The organism is Mesorhizobium sp. M6A.T.Cr.TU.016.01.1.1 (genome assembly GCF_003952585.1).
GTDB classification, from domain to species: Bacteria; Pseudomonadota; Alphaproteobacteria; order Rhizobiales; family Rhizobiaceae; genus Mesorhizobium; species Mesorhizobium mediterraneum.
In genome coordinates this window covers 2557927-2577214 of the sequence record NZ_CP034452.1, presented here as the reverse complement: position 1 = coordinate 2577214, position 19288 = coordinate 2557927, and the positions used below count along the sequence as shown (strand labels likewise).

The 19288-nt window shown below is 61.6% G+C and carries 21 protein-coding genes and 1 other RNA gene; 10 read left to right on the top strand and 12 right to left on the bottom strand.

Annotated elements, in window-relative coordinates; translation table 11 throughout:
* Positions 1-57: 57 nt before the first annotated feature.
* Complete coding sequence (locus tag EJ075_RS12305) at positions 58-951, bottom strand: LysR family transcriptional regulator (RefSeq protein ID WP_164547275.1); 894 nt, start codon at positions 949-951, stop codon at positions 58-60.
* A 101-nt stretch (positions 952-1052) separates the two neighbouring features.
* On the opposite strand from EJ075_RS12305, the gene EJ075_RS12300 reads away from it, so the two are divergent.
* A complete protein-coding gene (locus EJ075_RS12300; protein ID WP_126104515.1) occupies positions 1053-1910 on the top strand; it encodes an oxidoreductase in 858 nt (285 codons plus the stop codon).
* 56 nt (positions 1911-1966) lie between these two features.
* On the opposite strand, the gene EJ075_RS12295 is transcribed toward EJ075_RS12300, so the two are convergent.
* The 4 genes from EJ075_RS12295 to ssrS form a co-directional block, all read right to left on the bottom strand.
* On the bottom strand, positions 1967-2731 hold the full coding sequence (locus tag EJ075_RS12295; protein ID WP_095487453.1) for a TerC family protein: 765 nt from the start codon (positions 2729-2731) through the stop codon (positions 1967-1969).
* A 71-nt stretch (positions 2732-2802) separates the two neighbouring features.
* A complete protein-coding gene (locus tag EJ075_RS12290; protein WP_126104514.1) occupies positions 2803-3627 on the bottom strand; it encodes a YmdB family metallophosphoesterase in 825 nt (274 codons plus the stop codon).
* 82 nt (positions 3628-3709) lie between these two features.
* Complete coding sequence (locus EJ075_RS12285; protein WP_126104513.1) at positions 3710-4297, bottom strand: 5-formyltetrahydrofolate cyclo-ligase; 588 nt, start codon at positions 4295-4297, stop codon at positions 3710-3712.
* 97 nt (positions 4298-4394) lie between these two features.
* A non-coding RNA gene (ssrS, locus tag EJ075_RS12280) (6S RNA) lies at positions 4395-4550 on the bottom strand.
* Positions 4551-4732: 182 nt separating this feature from the next.
* On the opposite strand from ssrS, the gene EJ075_RS12275 reads away from it, so the two are divergent.
* Entirely contained in the window at positions 4733-5572 is an 840-nt protein-coding gene (locus EJ075_RS12275; protein ID WP_126104512.1) for a MoxR family ATPase, read from the top strand.
* Positions 5573-5631: 59 nt separating this feature from the next.
* On the opposite strand, the gene EJ075_RS12270 is transcribed toward EJ075_RS12275, so the two are convergent.
* Positions 5632-7200 carry an MFS transporter gene (locus EJ075_RS12270; RefSeq protein WP_126104511.1) on the bottom strand — a complete coding sequence of 523 codons (1569 nt, stop codon included), beginning with the start codon at positions 7198-7200 and terminating at the stop codon, positions 5632-5634.
* A 139-nt stretch (positions 7201-7339) separates the two neighbouring features.
* Between EJ075_RS12270 and EJ075_RS12265 the strand changes: the two genes are divergently transcribed.
* The 7 genes from EJ075_RS12265 (at position 7340) to msrB (ending at position 11930) form a co-directional block, all read left to right on the top strand.
* Positions 7340-8203, top strand: coding sequence for a LysR family transcriptional regulator (locus EJ075_RS12265; protein WP_126104510.1), 864 nt, complete (start codon positions 7340-7342; stop codon positions 8201-8203).
* A gap of 66 nt (positions 8204-8269) precedes the next feature.
* Positions 8270-8716, top strand: a complete 447-nt coding sequence (locus tag EJ075_RS12260) for a GNAT family N-acetyltransferase (RefSeq protein WP_126104509.1) — start codon at positions 8270-8272, stop codon at positions 8714-8716.
* 62 nt (positions 8717-8778) lie between these two features.
* The gene (locus EJ075_RS12255) at positions 8779-8973 is read left to right on the top strand and encodes a type II toxin-antitoxin system HicA family toxin (protein WP_126104508.1); all 195 of its coding nucleotides are present in this window, start codon (positions 8779-8781) and stop codon (positions 8971-8973) included.
* A 9-nt stretch (positions 8974-8982) separates the two neighbouring features.
* Entirely contained in the window at positions 8983-9387 is a 405-nt protein-coding gene (locus tag EJ075_RS12250) for a type II toxin-antitoxin system HicB family antitoxin (protein WP_206437544.1), read from the top strand.
* A gap of 9 nt (positions 9388-9396) precedes the next feature.
* The gene (locus tag EJ075_RS12245) at positions 9397-10587 is read left to right on the top strand and encodes a VWA domain-containing protein (protein ID WP_126104507.1); all 1191 of its coding nucleotides are present in this window, start codon (positions 9397-9399) and stop codon (positions 10585-10587) included.
* Between the two features lie 32 nt (positions 10588-10619).
* On the top strand, positions 10620-11417 hold the full coding sequence (locus tag EJ075_RS12240) for an MBL fold metallo-hydrolase (RefSeq protein WP_126104506.1): 798 nt from the start codon (positions 10620-10622) through the stop codon (positions 11415-11417).
* 108 nt (positions 11418-11525) lie between these two features.
* On the top strand, positions 11526-11930 hold the full coding sequence (gene msrB, locus EJ075_RS12235) for a peptide-methionine (R)-S-oxide reductase MsrB (RefSeq protein ID WP_126104505.1): 405 nt from the start codon (positions 11526-11528) through the stop codon (positions 11928-11930).
* A gap of 30 nt (positions 11931-11960) precedes the next feature.
* On the opposite strand, the gene EJ075_RS12230 is transcribed toward msrB, so the two are convergent.
* Entirely contained in the window at positions 11961-12299 is a 339-nt protein-coding gene (locus EJ075_RS12230) for a hypothetical protein (protein WP_126104504.1), read from the bottom strand.
* A gap of 216 nt (positions 12300-12515) precedes the next feature.
* On the opposite strand from EJ075_RS12230, the gene EJ075_RS12225 reads away from it, so the two are divergent.
* Positions 12516-13025: an arsenate reductase ArsC gene (locus tag EJ075_RS12225; protein WP_126104503.1), complete on the top strand. Its 510-nt coding sequence runs from the start codon at positions 12516-12518 to the stop codon at positions 13023-13025.
* 26 nt (positions 13026-13051) lie between these two features.
* On the opposite strand, the gene EJ075_RS12220 is transcribed toward EJ075_RS12225, so the two are convergent.
* The 5 genes from EJ075_RS12220 to EJ075_RS12200 form a co-directional block, all read right to left on the bottom strand.
* Positions 13052-13507, bottom strand: a complete 456-nt coding sequence (locus tag EJ075_RS12220) for a hypothetical protein (protein WP_095487471.1) — start codon at positions 13505-13507, stop codon at positions 13052-13054.
* 51 nt (positions 13508-13558) lie between these two features.
* Positions 13559-13819 (bottom strand): DUF2312 domain-containing protein, encoded by a 261-nt coding sequence (locus tag EJ075_RS12215; protein WP_023800031.1) that lies wholly within the window; start codon positions 13817-13819, stop codon positions 13559-13561.
* Between the two features lie 160 nt (positions 13820-13979).
* Positions 13980-17438, bottom strand: a complete 3459-nt coding sequence (gene pyc / locus EJ075_RS12210) for a pyruvate carboxylase (protein WP_126104502.1) — start codon at positions 17436-17438, stop codon at positions 13980-13982.
* A 236-nt stretch (positions 17439-17674) separates the two neighbouring features.
* The gene (locus EJ075_RS12205; protein WP_095487475.1) at positions 17675-18793 is read right to left on the bottom strand and encodes a branched-chain amino acid ABC transporter substrate-binding protein; all 1119 of its coding nucleotides are present in this window, start codon (positions 18791-18793) and stop codon (positions 17675-17677) included.
* Positions 18794-18932: 139 nt separating this feature from the next.
* On the bottom strand, positions 18933-19280 hold the full coding sequence (locus EJ075_RS12200; RefSeq protein ID WP_126104501.1) for a DUF6867 family protein: 348 nt from the start codon (positions 19278-19280) through the stop codon (positions 18933-18935).
* Positions 19281-19288 lie beyond the last annotated feature (8 nt).

Here is a 19288-nt window from a genome sequence, read left to right as displayed (position 1 = left end):
GCTCACTTGAATCCGTGAGCAGCCGCTTTTTCATTGGCCTTAACGCGTATCACCTAGTCAGATGCGGCCACGCACCGCCTGTATGAACGCCGCCAACACCGGACGCATCTGTCGCCGCGACGAGTAGTAGAGGTGGAAGCCTGGGAATGGGGGCGTCCACTCTGATAACAGCCGGACAAGTCGGCCGTCCTTCACATAAGGCGCAACCTCATGGGTGAGCAGATACCCGATGCCTAACCCGTCCAGCACCGCTTCGAGCATCAGTTCGGGCTCATTGAATGTGAGCGGCCCGGAGACACCTACGTCCAGAGCCTGTCCGTCGCGCTCAAATTCCCAGGCGTAGATCGTGCCGGCTGTGACCATCCGGTAATTTATGCACCGGTGTTGCGTCAGATCGCTTGGATGGATGATGGGGGCCGAGTTCGCGACGTGATCGGGTGTCGCGACGATAGCCATGCTGAGTTCGGGCCCGACTTTGAGCGCGATCATGTCCCGCTCCAGCTTTTCGCCAAGGCGAATGCCCGCATCGAACCGGTCGGCGACGATGTCACGGTAACCATAGTCGATCAGGACCTCGACCGTTGCATCCGGATGCGCGGTCGTGAAAGCCGGCAGCGCGGGCCGGACCACCGCCTCATAGGCCTGCCGCGTCGTTGTCAGACGCAGCGTTCCCGAGACACGGTTTCGCCCCAGGTCCAACGCATCCAGCGCCCCATCGATGCTTTCCAGTGCCGGCCCCAGCGTCCCCAGCAGCGTCTCGCCCGCCTCGGTCACGGACACGCTTCGGCTGCTGCGCTGGAGAAGACGGTAACCGAGCCGCGCCTCAAGCCGGCGGATCGTGTGACTGAGATTTGAGGTGGATGTCGCCAGCGTCACGGCGGCTCGCGTGAAGCTTCGTGCACGGGCGACGGCTGCGAAGGCGGCGAGGTCGTCCAGGCTGGCGCGCGTCATCATGTAATCCTGTTCAACGACCCTTCCAATCAATTCAGTCTAATCGAACGCCGTGTTGATCGCCATATCTGATGGTACCAAAGGATGGATGGAGATAGATCATGATCATGAAGGACGCCGTTTGGCTCATCACGGGCTGCTCCAAAGGTCTCGGCCGCGCGCTGGCGGAGCAGGCGCTCACCGCCGGCTACCGCGTCGTCGTCACCGCGCGGAGCACCGCAGACATTGCCGACCTCGTGGCCGCGCACGGTAAAGCGGCGCTTGCCGTCGAGCTCGATGTCACAGCCGCGCACCAGATCGATGAGGCGATCGCGGCAGCCGAGGATCGCTTCGGTGGCATCGACGTGCTCGTCAACAATGCCGGCTATGGCTACCTCGCCGCGATCGAGGAGGGCGAGGATGCGGACATCCGTACCTTGTTCGAGACCGACCTGTTCGGCCCGGTTAACCTGGTGAAGGCCGTGCTGCCTGGGATGCGTGCACGCCGGCGAGGGCATATCGTCAGCGTCAGTTCCATCGGTGGCCTGGTTACCTATCCCGGCGTTGGCTACTATCACATGGTGAAGTTCGGTATCGAGGCGATGTCGGACACGTTAGCCAAGGAGTTGGCGCCGCTGGGTATCGGGGTCACGGCGGTCGCGCCTGGCGCATTTCGCACCGACTTCCGCGGACCTGCCTCGATCAAACAATCGGCAACACGCATCGACGAGTATGCCGACACCGCTGGCAAATCGCGCGACGGGACATTGGCCGGCCACCGCAAGCAGGCAGGCGACCCCTCGCGCGGCGCTCGCGCGATCATCGCCGCCGTCGAGGCGGAGAATCCTCCTGTCCATCTTCTGATCGGGGGCGACGCTTTGGACCAATTCCGTGGCAGGCTCGACGCGTTGCGGCAGGAGACCGACATCTGGGAGACGGTAACTCGAAGCACTGACATCGTCCCCGACAAGACAGCCTGATTGGATGCGCGGTACGGCCCTCCGAGGTCTGCACGAAGCAGGTGTCTGCTTACAACTCAGTGCCCGCCAGCCTTTGCCTTCCTCCGGCGTCGCGCCAGCATGTTGAGACCCTCGACAAGGGCGGAAAAACCCATGGCGGCGTAGATGTAGCCCTTCGGCACATGGAAGCCCATGCCGTCGGCGATCAGCGTCATGCCGATCATCAGCAGGAAGCTCAGCGCCAGCATGACGATGCTGGGGTTCTTGGCGATGAAGTCGGCGAGCGGCCCAGCCGCCAGCATCATCACGGTGACCGCCACAATGACGGCGATGTACATGATGGCGATCTCGTCGGTCATGCCGACCGCGGTGATGATCGAATCGATCGAGAAGACGAGATCGAGCAGCAGGATCTGAAAGATCGCGCCGGCCAGCGAAAGCTGCAGCGTCTGGCCCATCATCGTGTCCTGGTGATCCTCGAGATCGACCGTGTGGTGGATCTCCTTGGTCGCCTTCCAGACGAGGAACAGGCCGCCGGCGATCAGGATCAGGTCGCGCCAGGAAAAACCATGGCCGAAAGCGGTGAATACCGGCGCTGTCAACTGGACGATGATCGAGATGGTGGCAAGCAGTACCAGCCGCATGATCAGCGCGGCAGAAATGCCGAGCCGCCGGGCGCGGGCCCTTTGTGCCTCCGGCAATTTGTTGGTGAGGATCGAGATGAAGATCAGATTGTCGATGCCGAGCACGACCTCCAGCACGATCAGCGTCAGCAACGCGACCCACGCGGTCGGATCGGAGACAAAGGCGAAGTGTGGCGCCAGGAATTCGATGAGCTGCATGGAGGTCGTTCCCTCTTACGATCTAGAGCAGTGTCGCCGGCAGTTAGGTATCGCAGGCGTTGATATCAATGTCACGACCAGAAAGATGGCGCAGTTTCCTCGAGCCGCGGTCCGCGACGAAACGGCGCAATCCGCTCGGTCAGGCCACTGCGATCCGAAATGTCGACGCCGACGCCGCACAATGTCGCCGGGCCGGTCGCGGCCTCGAACCGTCCTTTCGGCACCTTCGACAGAAACCGGTTGAGCGGCTCCTCCTTATCCATGCCGAGCGAGGAATCATAGTCACCGCACATGCCGGCGTCGGAGATATAGCCGGTGCCGCCATTGAGGATATGGTGGTCGCCGGTCGGCTGGTGCGTGTGGGTGCCGACGACGAGGCTGGCGCGGCCGTCGACGAAATGCGCAAAGCACATTTTTTCAGACGTCGCCTCGGCATGGAAATCGATGACCACCGCATCGGCCTGCTCGCCGAGCGGGCAGGCGGCAAGCTCGCGCTCACCGGCCTGGAACGGGTCGTCGAGTTCGGGATGCATGAACACCCGGCCCATGATGTTGGTGACCAGAACGCGCGCGCCATTCCTGGCGATGTAGACGCCGGAGCCGCGGCCCGGCGTGCCCTTGGGGAAATTGGACGGGCGCAGGAAGCGTTCCTCGCGCGGCGCGAAAACCAGCGCGTCGCGCTGGTCCCAGACATGATTGCCGGTGGTGACGACATCGGCACCCGCCGAGATCGTTTCGCGAAAGATCTCTTCGGTGATGCCGAAGCCGCCGGCGGCGTTCTCACCATTGACGATGACGAAGTCGAGTTTGAAATCTGAGATCAGGCCGGGCAGTTGTTCCCACACTGCCGTGCGCCCGGTCTTGCCGACCATATCGCCGAGGAAGAGAAGTCTCATCTAAACATGATCCCGAACCAAAGGTCAGCGAAGCACAAAAGCTGCATGACTTTCGGAAAAGACCATGCGTCCAGGAACTTATCTACAATTTCGGCGCGAACTGGCGCAACCCGTTCTCGGTGAGTATTTCCGGGATGACCATGTCGTGCGGCTCGTCCGGCACCAGCGCCACCTCCTGGCAGTCGAAAGCAATCCCGATCAGCCGGGGCGGCTGCCCCTTGTCGACCAGCCGCGCGATCGCGCGGTCGTAATAACCGGCGCCGTAGCCGATGCGGTGGCCGCGCGCGTCGAAAGCCGCGAGCGGCACCAGCATTACCTGGGGATCGAGCACCTCGGCCTCCTCATGCGGCCCGACGGTGCCGAACCCCATATCGACCATCGGCGCCCCACGCACCAGTTCGCGAAAGACGATGGTGGTCTTGTCGAGAATGGCAGGCAGGCAAAGCCGTGCCCCGTTTTCGCGCAAGGCAAACATCAGCGGCCGGACGTCGACTTCCGAGCGCATCGGCCAGAAGCCGGAGACGATCTGGCCAGGCTCTATCGCAATGCTGTCCCGCGCCGTCTCGGCCATTTCGAGCGCTGCCTCCACACGCCAGAACGGATCGAGCGCGTCGCGGCGTCCGAGTGCTTCCTTGCGGAGATGTCTTTTCAGTTCTTTTGGAGAGGTCATGGGGCCAAGGTAGAAAAGGTCGGATCTGATTGGAGTTTTAGGAGCGACGTTTTCCACCGCATGATCCACCGAATTTGAGTGGATCTTTTGCGTCGAGTGACGATCCACACAACCGGTGGAGAGAGCGATCCCGGGAACCTACAAAGTAGGTGGGCGCCGTATGAGAAAACCCACGGGTCTTCCCAGGGACAGCTCCCTAGGGATCATTAAGGCCCCGGGGAAAATGTTCTCCTGCCGGGAAGCGCAGACCGTCACAACCAATATAGGCTGGCGATCGGCCAAGCGCCAGAGAGACGGCCATGCTCCGCGGCTTAATTCGTCACAAAGACCCGCCTGGGAGCTGCGCGGCATGAGGTTTCACCGTGCCCTCGCTGCTGCGCCTTGCACAGGCTGGACCGTCTCCTTACGGTTGCTATGAAAAACCGAGGAGCAAGAATGCGTTTCGAAGGCACGGCGGCCTATGTCGCCGACAAGGACCTGATGGTGGCGGTCAATGCGGCAATCGCGCTGGAGCGGCCATTGCTGGTCAAGGGCGAGCCCGGCACCGGCAAGACCGAGCTGGCGAGGCAAGTGGCGGCAGCGCTCGGCCTCGAGCTGATCGAATGGCACGTCAAGTCGACGACAAGGGCGCAGCAGGGCCTCTACGAGTATGACGCTGTCTCGCGGCTGCGCGACAGCCAGCTCGGCGATATCAGCTTCAACGACATCAGGAATTATATCAAGCGCGGCAAGCTGTGGGATGCCTTCGCGACGGCCAATAGGGTGGTGCTTCTGATCGACGAGATCGATAAGGCCGATATCGAATTCCCCAACGATTTGTTGCAGGAACTCGATAGGATGGAGTTCTTCGTCTACGAGACTGGCGAAACGATCCGCGCCGAAGTCAGGCCGATCGTCATCATCACCTCCAACAACGAGAAGGAACTGCCGGACGCCTTCCTGCGTCGCTGCTTCTTCCACTATATCCGCTTTCCCGACGTCGACACGCTGCACAGGATCGTCGACGTGCACTATCCCGGCATCAAGCAGAACCTGGTGCGCGCCGCGCTCACCCAGTTCTACGAGATCCGCGACGTGCCGGGCCTGAAGAAGAAGCCGTCGACCTCCGAGGCACTCGACTGGATCAGGCTCTTGGTCGCCGACGACATCGCGCCTGAGGATTTGCGCGCCGACCCGAAGAACGCGCTGCCGAAATTGCATGGTGCGCTTTTGAAGAACGAACAGGACGTGCATCTGTTCGAGCGACTGGCCTTCATGGCGAGACGGCAGGGGTGAGGAGCGGTCATCCTGGGCCGCAGGAACTCGGCCTCTGACGCCGAGCTGGGAGGCAGTCGCTACGAGCGGGCTTCGCCTGCGCTGTGAGCAGTATGATGGCCTCTTGCCTCCTGCAGCGCGACGTTTTTGGGGCCGAAGATGATGAAGCTGATGACGGCAAGAGCAAGAACGCCGATCCCGCTATAGAGCATGACCCAGCCAAAACCGTTGACCAAAGCGGCATGCGCGATGGCGCCGGACGGATCGAGTATCGCGAGCTTGGGCGAGTGTTGCGAGAGGCCGTCGAGATTTCCGGCGGCGATCTTCTCCGCCAGCGCGCGCAGCTCATTGGGATCCAAGGCCGTGCCCAATGCTTCGCGCAGATAAGAAACGATCCCCTGCGTCAACAGCAAGCCCAGCACCGCGATATTGATGGCGAGCGTGATCAAGCGCGCGCTGATATCGATGCCCGAAGCCATGCCGGCACGATCCGGCGACACTGAGCCGGTCGTGGTGTTGGTGGTCGGCGAATTGGTCAGGCCGATGCCGATGCCGGCAATCAGCGTGCCGGGCAGCATGGTCAGCCAGTTGGCCCCCTCGAGCCCGGAGCCTACCCTCATGGCGATGAAGCCGATCCCCAATGTCAGCAAGCCAAGCGGGATCGCTACCCGCGCCTGATAGCGTGCGCGCAAGCGCTCGGCTATCGAGGACATCAGCATGAGGGGAAGCGTGTAGACGAGCAGCAACAGACCGGTCGTGGTGCTGTCGTAGCCGAGCACTCCCGAAAAATAGATCGGCAGATAGATGATGAACGGCCAGTAGCTGAAATTCATGCCAATGCCGCCCATGATCGCTCCCGAAAATTGGCGAATGCGGAACACCGAGAAATCGAACATCGGATAGGGGTTGATCTTTTCGGCAACAAGGAACGCGATGAAAGCCAGCACGGCCGCGCTTGCCACGCCGATGCGGGCGCCAGAGCCGAGATCAGCCCCTTGCGTGATCAGATAGGAGAGGCCGAACACCGCAAACGAGAGCGTGAGGATGCCGGCCCGGTCAAGCTTCTGGGCGTTGCGATCGAATGATTCGGTGACACCGGCACTGATGAAGACCAAGGCAAGAATGGCGAGTGGCACATGGATGAGGAACACCCACTGCCAGCTCGACAGCGTTACGATCAATCCGCCAATGGCTGGACCAAAACCAAGCCCGATGCCCGAGACGATACTCCAGGCAACGAAGGCCTTGCCGCGTTGACTGCCGTCTTGGAACTGGTGGGACAGCACCGCCACACTGCAGGTGAACATCGCGCCCCCCGCAAGGCCTTGCAGAAGGCGCGCGACGATCAGAAGTGGAGCGGTCGGTGCGAGGCCGCACAGCAGAGATGCCAGGCCGAAGGCTACGGTGGTGATCACCATCACGCGTTTGCGGCCGAAACGGTCGGCCAATGTTCCCGTCGCCATCAACACCGTGGTGCAGGCAATGGTGTAGGCGTTCATGATCCATTGCAGATCCTTGAAGTCGGCGACGAGCACGCTTTCCAGTTTCGGAAGGATCACCGGCACACTGGAGATTTCGAGGCCGAACAGCAGCGAGGCAAGGCAGACGCCCACGAGCGCAACGGTGTTTCGGTCAATTTGAAACGTCATATCGATCACTTTCCATCGGAGCATTCACAGGGGCTGCGAGCGGCGCCCTTAACTGCGGCCGACATGACATAGACGAGCCTTGACTATGAAAAAAGGCTATGCGTTTCTATTTCAGAAATGACAAAATGGAATGATCGCGATGACCAGCCTTGATGTCGACGCCGTGCGCACCTTCGTCATGGTGGCCGACCTGCAGAGTTTCACCCGGGCGGCTGCCGCGATGGGGAGCACCCAGGCGACGATCAGCGTCAAGCTGCGCCGGCTCGAAGAAAAGCTCGGCGCGCGTTTGATCGAACGGACTCCGCGCCGTGTGGCTCTATCGGCAAGGGGAGCGGTTTTCCTTCCCGCGGCCCGTGAATTTCTTGCCGCCCATGAACGCGCCGTCGCGGAATTTTCCGCAGCGCCGTGTCGGCTTGCTCTCGGTTTTGTCGATCATGTCGCGGGGCCTAAGCTTTCCACGCTGATAGCCCAGCTTCATGCCCATGATCCGTCGCTCGCGCTCAACATAAGGATCGACACCAACTCCATGCTGGAAGGAGCTTTCGATCGCGGCGAGCTCGACGCTGTGATCGTGCACCAGGAAGATGACATCCGACGCGGCGAAGCCCTGTCGCGCACCCACTATGGCTGGTTCGCGGCCCCTGCCTTCGAATGGCGGCCCGGAACGCCATTGCGCCTGGCCCTTTTGAGCACCGTATGCAATTGCCCGGACCGCCTGAGGGCGGTCGAGGCGCTGGATAGGGCAGGCATCGCCTGGAGTGAGGCTTTCGTGGGCGGTGGCGGCGCGGCCGTCAACATCGCGGTATCGGCCGGCTTCGCCATTTCCGCCCTCGCCCACCGTGTCGTTCCCCCCGGCCTTGTCGACGTGGGCCGCAAACTCGGCTTGCCGCCAATTCCGTCTTCGGAGATCGTTTTGCACTCGCACGCTTTGGCGCCGCGGGCACGAGAGGCGCTGCGCATGCTCGCGACCGCTTTTCGCGAGTATAATTTGCCGGCGGGATAGGCAAAGATATTCGTGATGCCGATTCTATTGGGATGGATCGGGTTGCAGACCTCAGAGGGAAATGAAATGACCGAGATCACCGTCCGCCCACTTGCACAATCTGACCATGCCGACTGGCAGCGTCTGTGGACCGCCTACCTCACCTTTTACGAAACCAAGCTGCCGGAGGACGTCTACGCCCTCACCTGGAAGCGCCTGTTCACGACAGGCGAGTTCGAGCCGAAAGGTTTCATCGCCACCCTCGACGGCAAGGCGGTCGGCTTGACGCACTATCTCTACCATCGCTCCTGCTGGTCCCAGGTAAACAACTGCTATCTCCAGGACCTGTTCGCCGACCCGGACGTGCGCGGCAAAGGCGTCGGCGCCGCACTGATCGAGGCGGTCAAGCAGGAAGCCGGCAAGATCGGCGTCAAGAACGTCTACTGGATGACCCACGAGACCAACACCACCGCGCGCAAGCTCTACGACTACGTGGCGCGGCGCACGGGCTTCATCGAGTATGATTTGATGTGATGGCTGCCGACGATTGAAATAACTGCTGTTGCGCAATATATTGCGCATGATCAGGACTGCTCGTGCCACTGATCGAGACCAACACACGCAAGATCGTCACGAGGCTTTTACGCGATGGCTGGGTGAACGTAGGCGGCGGCAAGCATGAGAAGTATGAGCATCCGGAGAGGCCGGAGATCATGATCATCGTGCCGCGGCATCGCGAACAATCTCTGGGTGTCGCGCGGTCGATCGCCCGGCTTGCTGGATGGATTTAGGGACGAATCATGATGCACTATGTCGGAATTCTTGACGGCGCAGATGAGGTCTGGGGGGTGCGGGTGCCCGATCTTCCCGGGTGTCACGGCGGTGGCGCAAGTCCCGAGGAGGCGATAGCCGATGCGACTTCCGCCGTTCGCGAATGGGCCGAGGCACGAATGGCGAAGCACTTGCCCTTGCCCGCCGCGCGCACGGTGGCAGATCTGCTCCGACTGGGCGAAATCGATAGCGCTGCCGGCGAATCTGCCGTGATGATCCCCGTGCTGATCGATTCCGGCCGGCCTGTCCGGGCCAATCTGTCGCTCGACGCAGGCCTTTTGGCGGCAATCGATGCCGAAGCGAGCCGACGCGGCCTCACGCGTTCCGCTTTCATCGCCAGCGCCGCACGGGAGAAGATCGAAGGTCACAGATAAAGTCGTACGATGTTCATCCCCTTCTTCCTCGAACTGAAAGCCGCGCGGGTTCCCGTCTCGCTTCGGGAATATCTGTCGCTGCTGGAAGGGCTGGAGGCGGGGCTGGTCGACTATGACGTCGAGGGTTTTTACTATCTCGCCCGCTCCGCACTGGTGAAGGACGAGCGCCACATCGACCGCTTCGACCAGGTCTTTTCGCACATCTTCAAAGGCGTCGAAGCGCTGACTGGCGAAAACGAGGTCGACGTCGAGAACATTCCGGAGGAATGGCTGCGGCGGCTTGCCGAAAAGCACCTGACCGATGAAGAAAAAAAGCTGGTCGAGGCGCTGGGTGGTTTCGAAAAGCTGATGGAAACGCTGAAAAAACGGCTTGAGGAACAGAAGGGCCGGCATCAGGGCGGCTCGAAATGGATCGGCACCGGCGGCACCTCGCCTTTCGGCGCTTACGGCTACAATCCCGAAGGGATTCGCATCGGCCAGCATGAGAGCCGCAACCGCCGCGCGGTGAAAGTCTGGGACAGGCGCGAATTCAGGAATTTCGACGATACCGTCGAGCTCGGCACCCGCAATATAAAGATCGCGCTGAAGCGCTTGCGCCGCTGGGTGCGCGAAGGCGCCGAGGAGGAGTTCGACCTGCCCGGCACCATCCACGCCACGGCCGAACATGGCTATCTCGACGTGCAGACACGGCCCGAGCGGCGCAATGCCGTGAAGCTGCTGATGTTCTTCGATGTCGGCGGCTCGATGGACGATCACATCAAAAGCGTCGAAGAGTTGTTTTCGGCCGCCCGTGCCGAATTCCGCCAACTCGAATACTTTTACTTCCACAACTGCCTTTACGAAGGCGTTTGGAAGGACAATCGCCGCCGCCATGCGGAGGTGATCCCGACCTTCGACCTCCTCCACAAATATGGCCCGGACTACAAGGTGATCGTCGTCGGCGATGCCTCGATGAGCCCCTATGAGATCGCGCATCCCGGCGGCTCGGTCGAGCATTGGAATCCGGAAGCCGGCGTCGTCTGGCTCAACCGCCTGCTGCAGCAATGGCCAAACGCGGTATGGCTCAACCCGGAAAATGAGAAACACTGGGGCTATACTCATTCGATCGCCATGATTTGCGATATCTTCGGCGGCCGCATGTTTCCACTGACGCTCGCCGGGCTCGAAGCCGCGACGAAACAGCTTTCAAGGAAGCACTGAGTGGATTTTCGGAACGCAAGACAGGAAGGCCGATGACCTGTTTCCTTTGCCTGCAGTGTGGCATCCAATTCGCGGCAACAGCCGCGCCGCCGGACCATTGCCCGATCTGCGAGGACGAGCGGCAATATGTGCGCTGGGAGGGCCAGGCCTGGATCACGCCGGAGGAACTCGCTGCCGGGCATCGGATCGTGATGAAAGACGACGCCGGCGTGCTCGCCTTCGGCATCGAGCCGCGCTTCGCCATCGGTCAGCGGGCGCTGCTGGCGCAAACGCCGCACGGCAATTTGCTGTGGGACTGCATCTCGATGGTCAATGACGAGGCGGTGGCCGAAATCAACCGACGGGGCGGCCTGGCCGCGATCGCCATTTCGCACTGCCACTATTATTCGGCAATGGTCGAGTGGAGCGAAGCGTTTGGCGGCGTGCCGATCTACCTGCACGCCGATGATCGCAAGTGGATCATGCGGCCGCATCCGGCTGTTATCAGTTGGGAAGGCGAGACGCGCGCCCTAAACCCCTCGCTGACACTTATCCGTTGCGGCGGCCACTTTGCCGGCGGCCAGGTGCTGCACTGGAAGCGCGACGGCGGCGACGCCATCCTGGCCGGCGACATCTTGCAGGTGACGCCTACGCGCCGCCATGTCAGCTTCATGTACAGCTACCCGAACTACATCCCGCTCAATGCGGCGAAAGTGCTCGGCATCAAGGCCGCGCTGGAGCCTTTCGCGTTCGACCATATCTATGGCGCATGGTGGAACCAGAACGTCATCGGAGACGCAAAGGCGGCATTTGCAGCGTCGGTTGCGCGGTATCTCGCGGCGATCGCCTGAGGAATTCTTCGCGGCATCGAAAATATGGGCAAACGCCGTAACGAATGCCTATTTTAGGCGAACTTGGGAAGGCAACCCAAATAGCGGCATGAGCTAAGAGGCAAAAAGATGGATAGCCATACCTACCCAGTCACCCGCACCGATGCCGAATGGCGCGCGCGCCTGTCGCCAGAGCAATATGCGGTGATGCGCAACCACGGCACCGAGCGGCCAGGCAGTTGCGCCTTGCTCCACGAGAAGCGCGCCGGCACCTTTTCCTGTGCCGGCTGCGACCAGCCCTTGTTCGAGTCCAAGCTGAAATTCGAGAGCGGCACCGGCTGGCCGAGCTTCAACGACCCGGTGCCCGGTTCGGTCGAGACGACCGTCGACCGCAGCTACGGCATGGTCCGCACAGAATGCCACTGCGCTCGCTGCGGCAGCCATCTCGGCCACGTCTTCGAGGACGGTCCGCCCCCGACCGGCCTGCGCTATTGCATCAATGGCGTCGCGCTGAAATTCGAGCCGGCTGCCTGACTGGAATTCGACGTTGGCAGCACTGTCCTGTCAGACCACCACCACCAGTATCAGCCACAGCACAGCCCCCAGCGTCATCAGCGAAGCCTTGATGCTGGGGGATTTCTCGGCGGTCCGCCACACCGCAAAAGTCAGAAAGAAGTTGTACGGCACCGGCGCGAAATGCACCGCCAGAACGAGAGCGAGCGGCAGCTTTAGCCCGAGCAAGATCAGCGCCAGCACCGACACTGCGATGTTGATCGCCGTGCCGACAAGGACAAGATCGCGCCAGAACAGCCGATCGAGCGGGGCCGTGCCTTGCCAGCGCGAGCGGAAGAAGCCCAGAGCGCGGCTTGCCTCACCGCCTTCGCCTTCGAAGGGAGCACTCATAGGCGCGGCCTTCTCTCTTTCGACAGCCGCAGAAATGTCGAACGCAGCAAGCCTGTCAACGCAAGTCGATCATCGGCACGCAAGCATATGATTTGACAGATTGTCATCAAACGGTCGTGAAACCTTTCTACGTCGCCCTTGCCGGCATCTTGGCAGAGATAAGTTGCCGGAATCTGCCGCCCCCATCATCCAGTCGCCTGTCAAGGAGGTCTTGAGATGAGCGATAATGTCTACAACGTGCTGTTTCTTTGCAACGCCAATTCGGCGCGATCCATTATGGCCGAAGCCATCCTCAATCGGATTGGTGTCGGCAGGTTCAAGGCCTTTTCCGCCGGTTCGCGGCCGAAGGGCGAGGTCAATCCCTACGCACTGCAACTGCTCGAAAGCCTCAACTGCGATACGAGCTTCGCCCGTTCGAAAGGCTGGGACGAGTTTGCCGAACCCGACGCGCCGGAAATGAACTTCATCTTCACGCTTTGCGACAGCACCGCGAATGAATCCTGTCCGATCTGGCCGGGTCATCCGATGACCGCGCTCTGGTCGATACCGGACCCAGCCAAGGCAGACGGCACCGAGGCCGAGCTGCACCTTGCCTTTGCCGATGCCTATCGCATGCTCAACAACCGCATCTCGCTGTTCACCAATCTGCCGATGGGTGCGCTCGACCATCTGGCGCTGCAACAGCATATCGATGCGATCGGCCGCGACACGCCGAAGCCGAACTAGCTCAAGCGGCCAACAAGCAGATGAAGTCACGAACCGGCTGCGCCGTCGTCTCCCAGAACCTCGGCTACGGCGCATTCGAAACGCGATGCTTCCGTCACCAGCCAGTCGGCCATGGCCGGCCAATTGTCCTCGGCAAAACAGTTCACCCGCCACATCGAATTGATGCCGAGGCCCTCGCAACTCTGTTCCGGCCTGAGTTTCAATCTGCCTTCGATCGCCGGCTGGAACGGCTTCAACCGCGACCAGGCTTGCGTGGCACCGAACTTCTCGTTGCGGCCGAAGAAGACGCCGACATGGTTCTGCGCCGGCGCGACATACATGGAAAGGACCAAGGCGAAGTCGGGCAGCCCGCGCTGCCAGAACCAGGGTCCGCGCCGCGCCATCAGAGCCCTTTCTTCCGGATGCCGTTCCGCGAACAGCGTCCAGAAGCCGCGTTGGCGGAATTCAGAAGCGCGGCGGACGCCAAAGTCGAATTCGCTCATGCTTCGACCCATTGAGGGTGCCGCAACCGGCGCCCAGGGCTGTTACCAGCCTTACACCATGCCGAGCGCGGCTTTGTAGAGGTCGAGGATGGTTTCCTCCTCTTGCCGCTCGGCCTGGTCCTTCTTACGCAGCCGGATGATCGACCGCATCGCCTTGGTGTCGAAGCCGGTGCCCTTGGCCTCGGCGAACACTTCCTTGATGTCGTCGGCGATCGTCTTCTTCTCTTCTTCGAGCCGCTCGATGCGCTCGATGAAGGCACGCAACTGGCCGGCGGCAACAGTCTGGCTGGTCTCGGTGATGTCGTCGGCCATTTTTTTCTCCGCGTCGTTTTCCATGCCGCGACTCAGGAACGTGTCGCGGCGAATTTGCAGCGGTTCGATGCCCGACCGGGGGCGACCGGTCAAGCTGTTATCGATGCGGCATGAAAGGCTGCCGCCAAGCACGGACAACTCTGCCTGGGATAGTCCTATCTCACCCGAATGCGATCAGCAGATCCTTGGCGTCGATCTGGTCGCCGGCCTTCACCAGCACTTCGGCGATTATGCCGTCACGCTCGGCATGCAATGCCGTCTCCATCTTCATCGCCTCGATCGACAGCAGCACGTCGCCGGCCTTGACCGCCTGGCCGGCGGCGACGGCAAGTGCCGAGACCACGCCCGGCATCGGCGCGCCGACATGCGCCTCGTTACCCGGCTCGGCCTTGCGCCGCGCCTTGGCGGCGGAAGCACCATGCGCGCGATCCGGCACTTTGATCCGGCGCGGCTGGCCGTTGAGCTCGAAGAACACGGTGACCATGCCTTTCTCGTCGACATCGCCGATGGCCAGGCAGCGCACCACCAGAGTCTTGCCTTTCTCGATGTCGACAAAGATCTCGTCTTCCGGCTTCATGCCGTAGAAATAGGTCGGCGTCGGCAGCACGCTGACCGGCCCGTAGGTTTCCTGGGCTGCGGCAAAGTCGGAAAAAACCTTCGGGTACATCAGCCACGAGGCGAATTCGAATTCGCTAAGCTTGCGCTCGAGCTTCTCCTCGATCTCCTTGCGGCTGGCCTTGAGATTGGCTGCTTTCAACAGCGAGCCAGGTCGCACAGTGATCGGCTTATCGCCCTTCAGCACCTTCTTCTGCAGCGCCTCCGGCCAGCCGCCGGGCGACTGGCCGAGATCGCCGCGCAACATCGACACGACCGAGTCCGGGAAGGCGATATCCTTGGCCGGATTTTCGACGTCGGCGACCGTCAGGTCCTGGCTTACCATCATCAGCGCCATGTCGCCGACAACCTTGGACGACGGCGTCACCTTGACGATGTCGCCGAACATCAGGTTGACGTCGTGATAGGTCTGCGCCACTTCGTGCCAACGCGTCTCCAGCCCGAGCGAGCGCGCCTGCTCCTTGAGATTGGTGAATTGCCCGCCTGGCATTTCGTGCAGGTAGACTTCCGAGGCCGGCCCCTTCAGGTCGCTCTCGAAGGCTGCATACTGGTTGCGCACCGCCTCCCAGTAGAACGAGATGTTCCTGATCCATTGCGGGTCGAGGCCCGGATCTCGCTCGGTGCCCTTCAGCGCCTCGACGATCGAGCCCAGGCAAGGCTGCGAGGTGTTGCCCGACAAGGAGTCCATCGCCGCGTCAATGGCGTCGACACCGCTGTCCACCGCCGCCAGCACCGTCGCCGCCGACAGGCCTGACGTGTCGTGCGTGTGGAAGTGGATCGGCAGATCGGTCGCCTCGCGCAGCGCCTTGAACAGTGCGCGCGCCGCCGTCGGCTTCAAGAGCCCTGCCATGTCCTTGACCGCGATGATATGGGCGCCGGCCGCCTGCAACTCCCTGGCCAGCGCGACATAGTATTTGAGGTCGTATTTGGCTCGCGCCGGGTCGAGTATGTCGCCGGTGTAGCAGATCGCCGCTTCGATCAGCTTGCCCTCGGCGCCGACCGCGTCCATGGCGACACGCATGTTGTCGACCCAGTTCAAACAGTCGAAGACGCGGAACAGGTCGATGCCGCCGGCGGCGGCCTGTTTGACGAAATGCTGGACGACATTGTCGGGATAGTTGGTGTAGCCGACGCCGTTGGCGCCGCGCAAAAGCATTTGCAGCAACAAATTGGGCGTTGCCTCGCGCACCAGCGACAGCCGTTCCCATGGGTCTTCGGTGAGGAAGCGCATGGCGACGTCGAAGGTCGCCCCGCCCCAACATTCGAGCGACAAAAGCTGCGGCAGCGCGCGCGCATAGGTGCCGGCAATGCCGGCGATGTCATAGGTGCGCACGCGCGTCGCGAGCAAGGATTGGTGCCCGTCGCGCATCGTCGTGTCGGTGACCAGCACCTCTTTCTGCGCGCGCATCCAGGCCGCGAATTTCTCCGGCCCCAGCGCGTCGAGCTTCTGCTTGCTGCCATCAGGCACATTGCCGTTGAGATAGGGCACCATGGGCGCCGCCGCATCCGCCTTCGGCTGCGGCCGGCCGCGCGTCTCGGGATGGCCGTTGACGCTGACGTCGGCCAGGTAGTTGAGCAGCTTGGTGGCGCGGTCCTGCCGCTTCACGCTGGCGAACAGTTCCGGCGTCGTATCGATGAACTTGGTCGTGTAGGAATTGTCGGCGAAACTCGGGTGATTGATGATCGCTTCGAGGAAGGTAAGGTTGGTCGCCACGCCGCGGATACGGAACTCGCGTAGCGCCCGGTTCATGCGGGCGATGGTCTCGGCCGGCGTCGGTGCCCAGGCCGTCACCTTCTCCAGCAGCGGATCGTAGAAACGGGTGATAACCGCGCCCGAATAAGCGGTGCCGCCATCGAGGCGGATGCCGAAACCGGTGGCGCCGCGATAGGCGGTGATGCGGCCATAGTCGGGAATGAAATTGTGCTCGGGATCTTCCGTGGTGATGCGGCACTGCAGCGCGTGGCCGTTGAGCCTGATATCCTTCTGCGCCGGCACGCCCGATTCAGGCGTGCCGATGGCGAAACCATCGAGGATGTGGATCTGCGCCTTGACGATGTCGATGCCCGTCACCTGCTCGGTGACGGTGTGCTCGACCTGGATGCGAGGGTTGACCTCGATGAAGTAGAATTTGCCGGTGTCGGCATCCTGCAGGAACTCGACCGTGCCGGCCCCGATATAGCTCGTCTCGCGGGCGATCTTCAGCGCATGATCGCAAAGCTCTTCGCGCCGTGACATTTCGAGATACGGCGCCGGCGCGCGCTCGACCACCTTCTGGTTGCGGCGCTGGATGGAGCAATCGCGCTCGAACAGGTGCACGGCATTGCCGTGTGTGTCGCCCAGCACCTGCACCTCGACATGGCGGGCGCGCTCGATCAGCTTTTCGAGATAGACCTCGTCCTTGCCGAAGGCGGCTTTCGCTTCGCGCTTGCCCTCCGTCACTTCGCGGGCGAGATCGGTTTCCGAGCGGATGGCGCGCATGCCGCGGCCGCCGCCGCCCCACGATGCCTTCAGCATCACCGGATAGCCGATCGTCTTGGCGAGCGCCTTCACCGCCTCCATATCGTCCGGCAACGGCTCGGTAGCGGGGACCACCGGCACACCAACCTCGATCGCCAGGTTGCGCGCGGCGACCTTGTTGCCGAGCCTGCGCATCGTATCCGGCTTGGGTCCGATAAAGACGACGCCGGCCTTGGCGCAGGCTTCGGCGAATTCGGGGCTTTCCGACAACAGCCCATAGCCCGGATGGATGGCATCGGCGCCCGAAAGCCTGGCGACGCGGATCACCTCCTCGATCGACAGATAGCTTTCGATCGGTCCCATATCCCTGGTCAGATGCGGCCCGCGCCCAACCTGATAGCTTTCGTCGGCCTTGAAGCGGTGCAGCGAGTATTTGTCCTCCTCGGCCCAGATCGCCACGGTTTTGAGGCCGAGTTCGTTGGCCGCGCGGAAGACGCGGATGGCGATTTCGGACCGGTTGGCGACAAGGATCTTCGAAATTGCCAAGGACAAGGCTCCGGACGCTGACGGGGAAGGAAACTGGCGCCATGATTAACGCGAAAATGCTGCAGCGCAAACAAAATCGGGCGGCGATTAAACCGATTTAAATCGATTCTTTTTGCTCTGAGCGCCGCGTGTTTCCCTCGAATGCGCAAAGGACGCTTTAACAACGGGTAGCACATCAAACGAAAAATGCCCGGCGCGAAGCGCCGGGCATTCCGGAACTGCCGTCGTCGACAGGCTTACATTTTCTGGATGTAGGTGTACTTGCCGTCGTCGCCCTTCTTCCATTCGTACATGACGTAGCCAGGCAGCGTCGGATCGCCCTTCGCGTCATAGGAAAGATCGCCCAGCACCGTCTTGAACGGGCCATTCGCCTTGAGAGCCTTGGCAACTTCCATCGGATCGTTCGACTTGGCGGCTGTGGCGGCTCCCGCGATAGCCTGCATGGCGGCGTAGGAGTAGAGCGTGTAGGCCTCCGGCTCGAAGCCCTGCGCACGGAACTTCTCAACGAGTTCCTTGTTCGCCGGGATCAGACGCGGATCCGGGCCGAACGTGTTCAACGTGCCCGCAACCGCGTCGCCCGCGATTGAGGCCAGCTCGTTCGACACGATGCCGTCGCCGGAAACCAGCGTGGCCTTGAGGCCCTGGTCAGCCACCTGGCGGATGATCAGGCCGGCTTCGGTGTGCAGACCACCCCAATAGATGATGGAAACGCCGGCTTGCTTCATCTTGGCGATCAGCGCCGAGAAGTCCTTGTCGCCGACATTGACGCCTTCGTACATGACTTCCGTCACGCCGGCAGCGTTCATCGCCTTCTTGGTTTCGTCGGCAAGACCTTGACCGTAAGTCGTCTTGTCGTGGATGACCGCGATCTTGGCATCCTTGAAGTTCGACGCGAGGTAAGCGCCGGCGATGCTGCCCTGCTGGTCGTCACGTCCGCAGGTGCGGAACGTGTTCCACATGCCGCGTTCGGTGAACTTCGGATTGGTCGCGGCCGGTGTGATCTCGAGGATACCGTTTTCCGCGTAGACTTCCGATGCCGGGATCGAAACGCCCGAGTTGAAGTGGCCGACCACGAACTTGACGCCGTCGCCGACGAACTTGTTGGCGACCGAGATGCCCTGCTTCGGATCGGAGACGTCGTCGCCGACGGTGAGCTTGATCTGCTCGCCGTTGATGCCGCCGGCCGCATTGATGTCGGCGACAGCCTGTTCGGCGCCCTTCTGCAGCTGCGCGCCGAAGGCGGCATTCGGACCGGTGATCGGACCGGCGACGCCGACCAGGATGTCAGCCCACGCGCTTCCGCTGAACGCGACGAGCGCGGTCAGGGCGACGGCGGACAAAAGTGATTTTCTCATGTAAAACGCTCCCATTTACAGAGTGGGCGTGGATGATGCTTTCATGCGATGCCCACTTTTACTCGCAGAAAACGTACTTTGCCGATTTTCAGGCACTTGTCACGCCGATTCATCCCCGAAACGGCGTTAATGATGAACATCAACCTTTTGGTTTCCAACTCAAAAGCGATGCTCTTTCGTAGAGCCAGCTATACTGTGTCACCATCTGATTGGTGCGCGTGTATTGATAGCCGATGAAGCCCAATATCATCAGGACGATGGTATCGACGATGTAGTACTGCAGCGAGAACATCGTGCCGTCGAACAGCGCGTGATGGATGAACCTTACGGCGATGCCGAGGCCGAGCATGTAAGCGAACAACTGGACGAAGCTGCGCCATGTCTGGGCGCAGGCCTTGCCCGTCATCCAGGCCGCCCAGCCGCCAAGCAGGCAGGTGACGAAGAAGAACTGCCAGACCGAGGGTTCCTCATAGAGAATGCCCTGCATGATGAAGA

Coding starts and splice junctions, on each gene's coding strand:
- EJ075_RS12285 (WP_126104513.1), bottom strand. CDS start 4,297: ATGACCTCTCCAAAAGAACTGAAAAGACATCTCCGCAAGGAAGCACTC.
- EJ075_RS12305 (WP_164547275.1), bottom strand. CDS start 951: ATGACGCGCGCCAGCCTGGACGACCTCGCCGCCTTCGCAGCCGTCGCC.
- EJ075_RS12300 (WP_126104515.1), top strand. CDS start 1,053: ATGATCATGAAGGACGCCGTTTGGCTCATCACGGGCTGCTCCAAAGGT.
- EJ075_RS12220 (WP_095487471.1), bottom strand. CDS start 13,507: ATGAGCGAATTCGACTTTGGCGTCCGCCGCGCTTCTGAATTCCGCCAA.
- EJ075_RS12275 (WP_126104512.1), top strand. CDS start 4,733: ATGCGTTTCGAAGGCACGGCGGCCTATGTCGCCGACAAGGACCTGATG.
- EJ075_RS12290 (WP_126104514.1), bottom strand. CDS start 3,627: ATGAGACTTCTCTTCCTCGGCGATATGGTCGGCAAGACCGGGCGCACG.
- EJ075_RS12260 (WP_126104509.1), top strand. CDS start 8,270: ATGACCGAGATCACCGTCCGCCCACTTGCACAATCTGACCATGCCGAC.
- EJ075_RS12200 (WP_126104501.1), bottom strand. CDS start 19,280: ATGCAGGGCATTCTCTATGAGGAACCCTCGGTCTGGCAGTTCTTCTTC.
- EJ075_RS12215 (WP_023800031.1), bottom strand. CDS start 13,819: ATGGCCGACGACATCACCGAGACCAGCCAGACTGTTGCCGCCGGCCAG.
- EJ075_RS12230 (WP_126104504.1), bottom strand. CDS start 12,299: ATGAGTGCTCCCTTCGAAGGCGAAGGCGGTGAGGCAAGCCGCGCTCTG.
- EJ075_RS12270 (WP_126104511.1), bottom strand. CDS start 7,200: ATGACGTTTCAAATTGACCGAAACACCGTTGCGCTCGTGGGCGTCTGC.
- EJ075_RS12205 (WP_095487475.1), bottom strand. CDS start 18,793: ATGAGAAAATCACTTTTGTCCGCCGTCGCCCTGACCGCGCTCGTCGCG.
- EJ075_RS12225 (WP_126104503.1), top strand. CDS start 12,516: ATGAGCGATAATGTCTACAACGTGCTGTTTCTTTGCAACGCCAATTCG.
- EJ075_RS12295 (WP_095487453.1), bottom strand. CDS start 2,731: ATGCAGCTCATCGAATTCCTGGCGCCACACTTCGCCTTTGTCTCCGAT.
- EJ075_RS12245 (WP_126104507.1), top strand. CDS start 9,397: ATGTTCATCCCCTTCTTCCTCGAACTGAAAGCCGCGCGGGTTCCCGTC.
- EJ075_RS12240 (WP_126104506.1), top strand. CDS start 10,620: ATGACCTGTTTCCTTTGCCTGCAGTGTGGCATCCAATTCGCGGCAACA.
- EJ075_RS12250 (WP_206437544.1), top strand. CDS start 8,983: ATGATGCACTATGTCGGAATTCTTGACGGCGCAGATGAGGTCTGGGGG.
- EJ075_RS12265 (WP_126104510.1), top strand. CDS start 7,340: ATGACCAGCCTTGATGTCGACGCCGTGCGCACCTTCGTCATGGTGGCC.
- msrB (WP_126104505.1), top strand. CDS start 11,526: ATGGATAGCCATACCTACCCAGTCACCCGCACCGATGCCGAATGGCGC.